The following is an 11,146-nucleotide window of genomic DNA, read 5'->3' on the forward strand; positions in this document are numbered from 1 at the left end:
GCCGTCAGTCGAGCCCCTGAGATCCCACAGGCCGGGCATCCGCCCGGCCTGTCGGCACAGAAAGGACCGCGATGGCCAAGACGAGAACCAGCACCGCGCCGAAGCGCGGCAACGGCCTGGGCAGTACCCCGGTCGAGATCCCGAGGAAGGGAAGGCCGAACACCTGGGGCATTCGCACACCCCTCCACTTCGACAAGGCACAGGGCAAGAAGGTCCGCTACTGGATCGGACGGGAGTACGAGAACAAGACCAAGGCGGAACGTGCCCTCCGCAAGTGGATCAACGACTACGAAGCCGGCAACGTCGCCCCGAGGTCTGACATCAAGCTCGGGCAGTGGCTGGACCGCTGGTTCTCGAACGTCCAGGTGGAGGAGACCACCAAGGCCGGGTACGGGCCCAAGATCCGCCTCCACATCAAGCCGCACCTCGGCACCAAGAAAGTGCAGGAAGTCACAGACGACGACCTCGATGCCCTGTACAGGATGCTGGAGAGGACGCCGTGCCCCACGAAGCGCGACGGCAAGCCGCTCGGCGCATCCTCGGTGCGGAAGATCCACGACATCCTGTTCCAGGCTCTGGAAGCAGCGGTCGAAAAGGACCTGCTCACAAAGAACCCCGCGAGGACAGCCAACCCACCGACCGAGCGGAAGATCAAGGCGCAGGTCCCTGACTTCCCCACCCTCACCGACGAGGAGACCGCGGACTTCCTCTCCGGCATCTGGAAGCCCTGCGGGGACCGTGGATGTGGCGATTTTCACCACTGCACCCGAGACTCCGCGCTGTGGACCACATACGCCGCGAACGGCCCCCGCCGAAGTGAAGCGCTCGGAATGATGAAGGACCTCATTCACTGGGATGACTGCGCGATCGAGCTGGACTGGGTCGTCGTCGAAGTGGGCAACACCTACGTCCTGCGGAGACTGACCAAGGACGGCGACGACAAGCCCGTCATTTATGCAGATCAGGCCCTCATGAACGTTCTAAAGCGCCAGGTAGAGCGCGTGGAGATCGAGCGAGATCGGGCCGGGGACCTCTGGGTCGAACACGGGCTGATCTTCCCGCGGGACACCTACCGCCTCCGCAAGGATGGTCCACCGCCGGGCGGCCCGCAGGATCCGGAGAAGGTCTCCGCTCGCTGGCGACGGACCCGAGAGCGGCTGAAGCTCCCCGAGGACTTCCGGCTTCACGACTGGCGAGGAAGCCGGATCACGAACGACCTGGAAGCGGGCGAGAACCCCGTTGAGGTCTCGGCCAACGCACGGCATCACTCACCCGGCTACACGATGGAGCGGTATGGCCGACGCCGCCCTGACAACGCGCGCCGGCTGGCTGCCAGCGGCGCGAGCCGCATCGGGCTCACTCGGATCGCATGATCCCGGGCCGCTGGTCACGCGCCGAAGCAGCTGATGCGTTGGTCACACGGTTGGTCACGCAAGACCCTGAGAAATAGAAAAACCCCTGGTAACCAGGGGTCTCTCTGAGTGCGCGAGGGGGGAGTTGAACCCCCACGCCCTTTCGGGCACTGGAACCTGAATCCAGCGCGTCTGCCTATTCCGCCACCCGCGCATGGGTGCTGCCGGTTGATTCTCTCACAGGATCCGGGCTGTTCTGTCCGGGTCCGGTGCGAGCGCCTGCCGACATCCAGAACATTAGCACGCTGGCAGGGGTGGGTTCACACGCCCTTTCCCCGGCCCCCGGTCCCGGGCACCCGGGGCCGGTCGGCGGACCCGTACGTGCGATGCCGGCTCCGGCTGTGCGTCACCGCGTCCGGCCGCACGACGCCAGCTCCGGCCGTACCGTGTCCGACTCCGGCCCCCGCGCGGTCCGCGTGGTCGCCGGTTGCGGGACACTGTCACCGGGGCACATCTACGATCGCAGTGCGACGAGCAGTGCAGCGAGCAGTGCAACGAGCGATGGCGTGCGCAGCGCACGAGCAGTGGGTGCGCGCAGAACGCACCGGCGACGCGGTGCGCAAGCAGCAGTGACAGCAGTGACGCAGTAACAGCAGTGACAAGGAGCAAGCAGGCACCGGGCAACCTTGTGAGGGGCGACACTCGTCCTCAAGGCGGGAAAGGGGAACCAGCCGATTTCCCGACGCGTGGATACGATCAGTAAGCAGTATCAGGACGGGTACCAGGACGGCCCGAGCAGGACGACCCGGACGAGGACTGGGGAAGGAGGTGCCCCGTGGGAGTACTGAAGCGCTTCGAGCAGCGTCTCGAAGGTCTCGTCAACGGCACCTTCGCCAAGGTGTTCAAGTCAGAGGTACAGCCCGTTGAGATCGCCGGCGCACTGCAGCGCGAGTGCGACAACAACGCCACCATCTGGAACCGTGACCGCACGGTCGTCCCCAACGACTTCATCGTCGAGCTGAGCACTCCGGACTACGAGCGCCTGAGCCCGTACAGCGGGCAGCTCGGCGACGAGCTCTCGGGCATGGTCCGCGACTACGCCAAGCAGCAGCGGTACACCTTCATGGGGCCGATCAAGGTCCATCTGGAGAAGGCCGAGGACCTCGACACCGGCCTGTACCGGGTGCGCAGCCGTACGCTCGCCTCGAGCACCTCGCAGGAGCAGCCCGGCCAGGCGGCGGCGCACCGCGCGTCCGCCATGCCGCACGGCGGCCGGGCGGGCGGCGGTCATGTGAGCGCGCCCCCGATGCCGTCCTCCCCGCCCCCCGGCGGCGCACAGCCCGCATCCCGTACGGCACCGCCCGGTGCAGGACCGCAGCCCTACGCGCAGACCAGGCGCTGGATCGAGATCAACGGCACCCGCCACCAGATCTCGCGCCCCACGCTCGTGCTGGGCCGCAGCACCGACGCGGATGTACGGATCGACGACCCGGGAGTCTCCCGGCGGCACTGCGAGATCCGGGTCGGAACGCCCTCCACGATCCAGGATCTGGGGTCCACCAACGGCATCGTGGTGGACGGGCAGCACACCACCCACGCTAGTCTCCGCGACGGCTCGCGGATCCTCGTGGGCAGCACCACCATCATTTACCGGCAAGCCGAAGGGTGAAGCGGGGGCAATGTCAGAGCTGACCCTCACGGTCATGCGGTTGGGTTTCCTCGCCGTACTGTGGCTGTTCGTCATCGTGGCCGTCCAGGTCATCCGCAGCGATCTGTTCGGCACCCGCGTCACTCAGCGCGGCGCCGCCCGGCGCGGCGGGCAGGAAGCACGTACCCAGCGCCAGGCCGCCGCGCCCCCGCAACAGCAGCAGCGTCGCCAGGAACGCCGCCAGGACAGCGGCCGGGGCGGGCGTCAGCGCCGTGGTGCCCCCACGAAGCTGGTGGTCACCGAAGGCTCGCTGACCGGCACCACGGTCGCTCTCCAGGGCCAGACGATCTCGCTGGGCCGTGCCCACGACTCCACGATCGTGCTGGACGACGACTACGCGTCCAGCAGGCATGCCAGGATCTACCCGGACCGTGACGGCCAGTGGATCGTCGAGGACCTCGGTTCCACCAACGGCACGTACCTGGACCGGACCCGACTGACGACCCCGACACCGATCCCGCTGGGAGCCCCGATCCGCATCGGCAAGACCGTTATCGAGCTGCGGAAGTAGTACGACAATGAGCGAGCGGAGCGAGCGAGCCGCGACGGTCCACTCGGCGGACCGGGGCATGCTCCCGACCGGAGGGTGGGCAGTGTGGCTCGACGAGACCGGCTGTACCCCGAGCCGACGGGTGAGGTGCGCATGAGTCTGTCCCTGCGCTTCGCCGCCGGATCGCACAAAGGCATGATCCGTGAGGGCAACGAGGACTCCGGCTACGCCGGGCCCCGGCTGCTCGCCATCGCCGACGGTATGGGGGGCCAGGCCGCCGGCGAGGTCGCCTCCTCCGAGGTGATCTCCACGCTCGTTCAGCTCGATGACGACGTTCCGGGCTCGGACCTGCTGACCTCGCTCGGCAGCGCGGTACAGCGCGCCAACGACCAGCTGCGGGTGATGGTCGAGGAGGACCCCCAGCTGGAGGGCATGGGCACGACCCTGACCGCCCTGCTGTGGACCGGGCAGCGGCTCGGGCTGGTCCATGTCGGTGACTCGCGGGCCTATCTCCTGCGCGACGGTGTGCTGACCCAGATCACCCAGGACCACACCTGGGTGCAGCGGCTGGTCGACGAGGGCCGGATCACCGAGGAGGAGGCCACCACGCATCCGCAGCGGTCGCTGCTGATGCGGGCGCTCGGGAGTGGTGATCATGTCGAGCCGGACCTGTCGATTCGCGAGGTGCGGGCCGGCGACCGTTATCTGATCTGCTCGGACGGGCTCTCCGGGGTCGTCAGCCACCAGACGCTGGAAGAGACCCTCGCCAGCTACCACGGGCCGCACGAGACGGTGCAGGAGCTGATCCAGCTCGCACTGCGCGGCGGCGGACCCGACAACATCACCTGCATCGTCGCCGACGTCCTGGACGTGGACGGCAACGACACGATGGCCGGTCAGCTCAACGACACCCCGGTGATCGTCGGAGCGGTCGCGGAGAACCAGCACCAGCTCAACGACCCCAGCACGATGCAGACACCCGCCGCCCGGGCCGCCGAGCTCGGCCGGCCCGGCGGGCCGCAGCAGGCCGCTCCCGGCGGCGCGTTCGGCCCGCCCGGCAGCGGTGACCCGGAGGTCGGCGGTCCGCCGCAGGGCTCCTTCGGGGCGTTCGTGGACGAGGACTTCGTCAAGCCCCGGCGGCGCGGCACGTGGATCAAGCGGTCGCTGCTCATCGTGCTGGCGCTCGGCCTGATCGGCGGCGGCGCCTACGGCGGCTACCGCTGGACGCAGAACCAGTACTTCGTCGGCGCCAAGGACGACCACGTCGCGCTCTACCGGGGCATCAGCCAGGACCTCGCCTGGTTCAAGCTGAACTCCGTGGACCAGGACCACCCCGAGATCGAACTCAAGTACCTGCCCTCGTACCAGCAGAAGCAGATCAAGGCGACCATCCCCGCCGACAGCCGTACGGAGGCCGTGGAGCGGGTCACCGCGCTGAACCTGCAGGCCAGCGCCTGCCGCAGCAAGGAGCAGCGGGAGGCCGCCGAGCGCGAGGCGGCGCGCAACAAGGGCAAGGGGCAGGCGGGCACGCCGGCCAAGCCCGGTACATCCGGCGCGAAGCCCGGTGGCACCGACGCGGCGGACACCGCCGGCACCGGTACGGCCGGAGCCCTCGCGGCGACCGTGACCCCGACTCCCACACCCACTCCCAGCCAGGCCCCCTCCGAGGACCAGCTGAAGCTGGAAAAGAATTGCAGCACCCAGCAGTGAGGGCGTAGGGGGCCGGACATCTCATGAGCAGTACCACCAACACCACCACGATCGGCACCATCGGAGCCCCGAGCCGCCGCAACACCGAACTCGCGCTGCTCTTCTTCGCGGTGGTCATCCCGGTGTTCGCGTACATCAACGTCGGGCTCGCCAAGGAGGAGTCCGTCCCCGCCGGTGTGCTCGGCTACGCGGGCGGGCTGAGCCTGCTGGCGGGCGTGGCGCACCTCATCGTGCGCAAGTGGGCGCCGTACGCGGACCCGCTGATGCTGCCGATCGCCACCCTGCTCAACGGCCTGGGGCTGGTGTTCATCTGGCGTCTGGACCAGGAGCCTCAGATCACCACCAAGATCCTGGGCGGGCCGCTGGCGCCGGGGCAGCTGATGTGGTCGACGCTCGGTGTCGCGCTCTTCCTCGGCGTACTGATCTTCCTCAAGGACCACCGTGTCCTCCAGCGCTACACCTACATCTCGATGGTCGTGGCGCTGGTCCTGCTGATCGCGCCGGTCTTCTTCCCGGCGAAGTTCGGCGCGCGCATCTGGATCACCATTCCCGGTGTCGGCTCGCTGCAGCCCGGTGAGTTCGCGAAGATCATCATCGCGATCTTCTTCGCCGGGTACCTGATGGTGAAGCGGGACGCGCTCGCGCTGGCCAGCCGCCGCTTCATGGGCCTGTACCTGCCCCGCGGCCGGGACCTCGGCCCGATCCTGGTCATCTGGGCGCTCAGCCTGATGATCCTGGTCTTCGAGACCGACCTGGGCACCTCGCTGCTCTTCTTCGGCCTCTTCGTGATCATGCTGTACGTGGCCACCGAGCGCACCAGCTGGATCGCCTTCGGCCTGCTGCTCAGCGCCGCCGGCGCGGTGGGCGTGGCCACCTTCGAGTCACACGTCCAGACCCGTGTCCACAACTGGCTCAACCCGCTGGAGCTGGCGTCCAACGGCGGTGTCACCGAGACCGCCCAGGCCATGTACTCCTTCGGCTCCGGCGGCATCCTCGGCTCCGGCCTGGGGCAGGGCTACTCCCGGCTCATCGGCGGTATCGCCCCCAAGAGCGACTACATCCTCGCCACCGTCGGCGAGGAGATCGGGCTGGCCGGCCTGATGGCCATCCTGCTGCTGTACGGCCTGCTCATCGAGCGCGGCATCCGTACGGCGCTGGCCGCCCGTGACCCGTTCGGCAAGCTGCTGGCCGTCGGCCTCTCCGGCGCCTTCGCCCTCCAGGTCTTCGTCGTCGCCGGCGGTGTGACCGGTCTGATCCCGCTGACGGGTATGACGATGCCGTTCCTCGCCCAGGGCGGCTCCTCCGTCATCGCCAACTGGGCGCTGGTCGCGCTCCTGCTCCGGATCAGCGACACCGCGCGCCGCCCGGCGCCGAGCCCCGCCCCGTCCACCGACGCCGAGATGACCCAGGTGGTCCGCCCGTGAACAAGCCGCTGCGCCGGGTCGCGATCTTCTGCGGCCTGCTCGTCCTCGCCCTGCTGGTCCGCGTCAACTGGGTGCAGTTCGTCGACGGTGACCAGCTCAAGAACGATCCGAACAACCGCCGGGTGGCCATCGCGCGCTACAGCATCCCGCGCGGCAACATCATCGTCGACGGCAAAGCGGTCACCGGCTCCGCCACCACCGACAGCGGCGACTTCAAGTACAAGCGCACGTACAAGAACGGCACGATGTGGGCACCGGTCACCGGCTTCGCCTCACAGGCCTTCGACGCCAACCAGCTGGAGAAGCTCAACGACGGCATCCTCACCGGCACCGACGACCGGCTCTTCTTCAGCCGCACGGTCGACATGTTCACCGGCACCAAGCAGAAGGGCGGCAATGTCGTCACCACGCTGAACGCCAAGGCCCAGAAGGCCGCGTTCAAGGGGCTGGGCGGCAACAAGGGCGCGGTCGCCGCGATCAACCCGGAGACCGGTGCGATCCTGGCGCTGGCCAGCACCCCGTCGTACGACCCGTCCAGCTTCGCCGGGATGAGCGACAAGGACGCCGAGGCCTACAACGCGCTCCAGAAGAAGAACAACCCCGACGATCCGATGCTCAACCGGGCGCTGCGCCAGACCTACCCGCCCGGCTCCACGTTCAAGGTCGTCACGGCCGCGGCGGCGCTGGAGAACGGCCTCTACACGGACGTCGACGCCAAGACGGAGTCCCCGCTGCCCTGGACGCTTCCGGACACCAGGGGCTTCCAGCTGCAGAACGAGGGCAACATCCCCTGCGAGAACGCCAGCCTGCGGGAGGCGCTGCGCTGGTCCTGCAACACCGTGTTCGGCAAGATCAGCGCGGACCTCGGCAACAAGAAGATGAAGGCCGAGGCGGAGAAGTTCGGCTTCAACGATCCGAAGATCGACACCCCGGTCCGGGCCTCGTCGAGCATCTACCCCAAGGACAACCGCCCGCAGAACGCGATGGCGGGCATCGGCCAGGCCTCCAACCGCGCCACCCCGCTGCAGATGGCCATGGTCGCCTCGGCGGTCGCCAACAACGGCAAGCTGATGAAGCCGTACATGGTCGAGCAACTGGTCGCGCCGAACCTCAACGTGGTGCAGCAGCACACTCCGCAGGAGATGAGCCGCCCGCTCTCGCCGGAGAACGCGCAGAAGGTCCAGAGCATCATGGAGACCGTGGTCGAGAAGGGCACCGGAACCAACGCCCAGATCCCGGACGTCACGGTCGGCGGCAAGACGGGTACGGCCCAGCACGGCGAGAACAACAAGGACAACCCGTACGCCTGGTTCATCTCCTACGCGAAGACGGACAAGGGCTCCCCGGTCGCGGTCGCCGTGGTCATCGAGGGCTCCGACACCCTGCGCGACGACATCGCCGGCGGCAGGCTCGCGGCCCCGATCGCGAAGGACGTCATGGCGGCGGTACTCGAAAGCGGAAAGTGACCCGGGTCATGCCCATACCGGTCATGTATCAGGTTGCGGCTCCGGCCCGGTCCACCACGGCGTCCCGGGTACGGTAGCCCGGACAGCACACCGCCGGACCACACACGGGTGCGGTCGGGACTGACGGAGAGGGCTGGAGAAGCTTATGGAAGAGCCGCGTCGCCTCGGCGGCCGGTACGAGCTGGGCTCGGTGCTCGGCCGTGGTGGCATGGCCGAGGTGTACCTCGCACATGACACCCGCCTGGGCCGCACCGTCGCCGTGAAGACGCTGCGGGCGGACCTCGCCCGCGACCCGTCCTTCCAGGCCCGGTTCCGCCGTGAGGCCCAGTCGGCCGCCTCGCTGAACCATCCGTCGATCGTCGCGGTCTACGACACCGGCGAGGACTACGTCGACGGGGTCTCGATCCCGTACATCGTCATGGAGTACGTGGACGGTTCCACGCTGCGGGAGTTGCTGCACTCCGGGCGGAAGCTGCTGCCCGAGCGCTCGCTGGAGATGACCATCGGCGTGCTCCAGGCGCTGGAGTACTCCCACCGGGCCGGCATCGTCCACCGCGACATCAAGCCGGCGAACGTCATGCTGACGCGCACCGGCCAGGTCAAGGTCATGGACTTCGGTATCGCCCGGGCGATGGGCGACGCCGGCATGACGATGACGCAGACCGCGGCGGTGATCGGTACCGCCCAGTACCTCTCCCCGGAGCAGGCCAAGGGCGAGCGGGTCGACGCCCGCTCCGACCTGTACTCCACCGGCTGTCTGCTCTACGAGCTGCTCACCGTCCGGCCGCCGTTCGTCGGAGACTCACCCGTGGCGGTGGCCTACCAGCACGTCCGCGAGGAGCCGCAGCAGCCCAGCGCCTTCGACCCCGAGATCACGCCGGAGATGGACGCGATCGTCCTGAAGGCGCTGGTCAAGGACCCGGACTACCGCTACCAGTCGGCCGACGAGATGCGGGCCGACATCGAGGCGGCCCTGGACGGCCAGCCGATCGCGGCGGCCTCCGCCCTGGGCGCGGCCGGCTACGACCAGGACCAGCCCACCACGATGCTGCGGGCGCAGGATCCGGCGGGCCAGACCTCCCTGCTCCCCCCGGTGAACCCGGACGACGGCGGCTACGGCTACGACGAGCGCGCCGACCGGCGGGGCGGCGGCCCCCGGAAGAAGAGCCACACCTCGACGATTCTGCTGGTCGCCGCGGCGGCGCTGGTCCTGGTCGGTGCGATCTTCATCGGCAAGGCGATGTTCAGCGGCGGCAAGACGGGCGGCAAGTCCGCGGTCCCCAACCTCGTCGGGAAGACGGTGGCGGAGGCCAAGGAGTCCGGGGTGAACGGCGGCTTCACGGTCAACGTGAGCGACCGCAAGGCCTGCGAGAACGTCAAGAAGGACCAGATCAGCGCGCAGGCCCCGGAGGCCGGCACCCAGATCGGCAAGAACGAGCCGGTCAGCGTCACGGTCTGTACGGGAGCGGTCCAGATCACCATCCCCGACGTCACCGGCATCCCGTTCGAGGACGCGCGCAAGGAGCTCGAGAGCAAGGGCTTCAGCAACGTCGAGCGGAAACTCGAGGAGTCCGACCGCAAGGCGGGCATCGTCATCAGCCAGAGCCCCAATGGCAAGGCCGCCAAGGACACGGAAATCACGCTGACCGTGGCCCAGGCGGCGCCGAAGGTCACCGTCCCGTCCGTCGTGGGACAGGACTTCAACGCGGCGCAGAAGCAGCTGACCGACCTGGGCTTCAAGGTCGCCAAGGCCGAGCAGGAGACCTCCGACCCCAACCAGGTCGGCAAGGTGACGCAGCAGAACCCCGGGGCCAACTCCGAGGCGGAGACCGGCTCCACGGTGAACCTCACGGTCGGCAAGGCGGCGGCGCAGACGCCGGTGCCGGGTGTGATCGGCCGGACGGTCAAGGAGGCGAAGCAGGCGCTCCAGCAGGCCGGCTTCACCAACGTCCAGTTCGCGGCGGGCAGTTCGCAGGACGACAACGCCCGGGTGGTCACCCAGGACCCGGCACCGAACACCCCGGCCGACCCCAAGTCCGCCACCGTGACGCTGACCACCATCGGCGGTAACGGCGGCGATGACCATGGCGGGTTCATCGGCGGACCGTTCGGACGCTGACGACACGGCTGACGACACGACAGAGCCCCGGCCGCCCTGAGAGGGGGCCGGGGCTCTGTCGTGTGCGGCTTCTGCCGGAGGCGTACGGGGCGCCGGGCGGCGTCCAGCGCGGCTCCTTGGCCCTAGCGCAGCTCCTTCGGCGGGGTGCGGTCCGCGTCGACCTTCTCGGTGCGGACCAGTTCGCCCCAGACGATGTAGCGGTAGGTCGAGGTGTAGACCGGGGTGCAGGTCGTCAGGGTGATGTAGCGGCCGGCCCGGTCCTTGCCGGAGCCCTCGGGGATCTCGTCGAGTACGCCCACGTTGTACTTCGAGGTCTCCGGCAGCGTCGCGAAGACCTTGTAGACGTACCAGGTGTCCTTGGTCTCGAAGACGACCGGGTCGCCGTCCTTGAGTTTGTCGATGTTGTGGAACTTGGCGCCGTGGCCGTCGCGGTGCGCGGCCAGCGAGAAGTTGCCCTTCTTGTCGTTCGGCAGGGCCGACTTGACCGGCTTGGTGTAGTAGCCGGCCACCCCCGCGTTGAGGACCCCGGCGCTGGTGCCCTTCTTGACCAGCACCTCACCACTGGTCATCGCCGGTACGTGCAGGAAGCCGATGCCGTCCTTGCTGTCGAACTCCTCCGGCTTCTTGTCGGGCTTGCTGCTCGCCCAGTGCTTGCGGATCTCGTCACTCTGCCGGTGCGCCGCACGGTCGGCGAGGACGTTGGTCCACCACAGCGAGTAGGCGACGAAGAGGCCCATGATCAGGCCCGCCGTGATCAACAGCTCGCCGATGACGCTGATGACGGCGGCAATGGCCCTGCGTACCCGGCGCGGCGTGGGTGGCGGCGCGGACCGGTCGCATTCCCCTTCGGTTCCGGTTGCTGTCACCGCGTAGCACC

General features: G+C 68.5%; 8 protein-coding genes and 1 tRNA gene. 7 read left to right on the top strand and 2 right to left on the bottom strand.

What is annotated here, in order from left to right; translation table 11 throughout:
* Positions 1-71 precede the first annotated feature (71 nt).
* Positions 72-1,373, top strand: coding sequence for a tyrosine-type recombinase/integrase (locus AZE13_RS09815; protein WP_066929114.1), 1,302 nt, complete (start codon positions 72-74; stop codon positions 1,371-1,373).
* A 109-nt stretch (positions 1,374-1,482) separates the two neighbouring features.
* Here AZE13_RS09815 and AZE13_RS09820 read toward each other — a convergent pair.
* A tRNA-Leu gene (locus AZE13_RS09820) sits at positions 1,483-1,566 on the bottom strand.
* 621 nt (positions 1,567-2,187) lie between these two features.
* Between AZE13_RS09820 and AZE13_RS09825 the strand changes: the two genes are divergently transcribed.
* The 6 genes from AZE13_RS09825 (at position 2,188) to pknB (ending at position 10,269) form a co-directional block, all read left to right on the top strand.
* Positions 2,188-3,021 (top strand): FhaA domain-containing protein, encoded by an 834-nt coding sequence (locus AZE13_RS09825; protein WP_066929116.1) that lies wholly within the window; start codon positions 2,188-2,190, stop codon positions 3,019-3,021.
* Positions 3,022-3,031: 10 nt separating this feature from the next.
* Positions 3,032-3,571: an FHA domain-containing protein gene (locus AZE13_RS09830; RefSeq protein WP_066929118.1), complete on the top strand. Its 540-nt coding sequence runs from the start codon at positions 3,032-3,034 to the stop codon at positions 3,569-3,571.
* Between the two features lie 132 nt (positions 3,572-3,703).
* Positions 3,704-5,260, top strand: a complete 1,557-nt coding sequence (locus AZE13_RS09835) for a PP2C family protein-serine/threonine phosphatase (protein WP_066929120.1) — start codon at positions 3,704-3,706, stop codon at positions 5,258-5,260.
* A 23-nt stretch (positions 5,261-5,283) separates the two neighbouring features.
* Positions 5,284-6,684: an FtsW/RodA/SpoVE family cell cycle protein gene (locus AZE13_RS09840; RefSeq protein ID WP_066929122.1), complete on the top strand. Its 1,401-nt coding sequence runs from the start codon at positions 5,284-5,286 to the stop codon at positions 6,682-6,684.
* Entirely contained in the window at positions 6,681-8,150 is a 1,470-nt protein-coding gene (locus AZE13_RS09845) for a peptidoglycan D,D-transpeptidase FtsI family protein (protein ID WP_066929124.1), read from the top strand. The genes AZE13_RS09840 and AZE13_RS09845 overlap by 4 nt, the downstream gene beginning before the upstream one ends.
* A 145-nt stretch (positions 8,151-8,295) precedes the next feature.
* On the top strand, positions 8,296-10,269 hold the full coding sequence (gene pknB / locus AZE13_RS09850; RefSeq protein WP_066929126.1) for a Stk1 family PASTA domain-containing Ser/Thr kinase: 1,974 nt from the start codon (positions 8,296-8,298) through the stop codon (positions 10,267-10,269).
* 122 nt (positions 10,270-10,391) lie between these two features.
* On the opposite strand, the gene AZE13_RS09855 is transcribed toward pknB, so the two are convergent.
* Complete coding sequence (locus tag AZE13_RS09855; RefSeq protein WP_066929128.1) at positions 10,392-11,135, bottom strand: class E sortase; 744 nt, start codon at positions 11,133-11,135, stop codon at positions 10,392-10,394.
* Positions 11,136-11,146: the final 11 nt, after the last annotated feature.

The organism is Streptomyces sp. NBRC 110611, assembly GCF_001590865.1.
GTDB lineage: Bacteria > Actinomycetota > Actinomycetes > Streptomycetales > Streptomycetaceae > Streptomyces.

Bases quoted from the DNA above. Each gene is read 5' to 3' on its own strand.
- AZE13_RS09815 (WP_066929114.1), top strand. From the start codon at position 72: ATGGCCAAGACGAGAACCAGCACCGCGCCGAAGCGCGGCAACGGCCTG.
- AZE13_RS09830 (WP_066929118.1), top strand. From the start codon at position 3,032: ATGTCAGAGCTGACCCTCACGGTCATGCGGTTGGGTTTCCTCGCCGTA.
- AZE13_RS09835 (WP_066929120.1), top strand. From the start codon at position 3,704: ATGAGTCTGTCCCTGCGCTTCGCCGCCGGATCGCACAAAGGCATGATC.
- AZE13_RS09840 (WP_066929122.1), top strand. From the start codon at position 5,284: ATGAGCAGTACCACCAACACCACCACGATCGGCACCATCGGAGCCCCG.
- pknB (WP_066929126.1), top strand. From the start codon at position 8,296: ATGGAAGAGCCGCGTCGCCTCGGCGGCCGGTACGAGCTGGGCTCGGTG.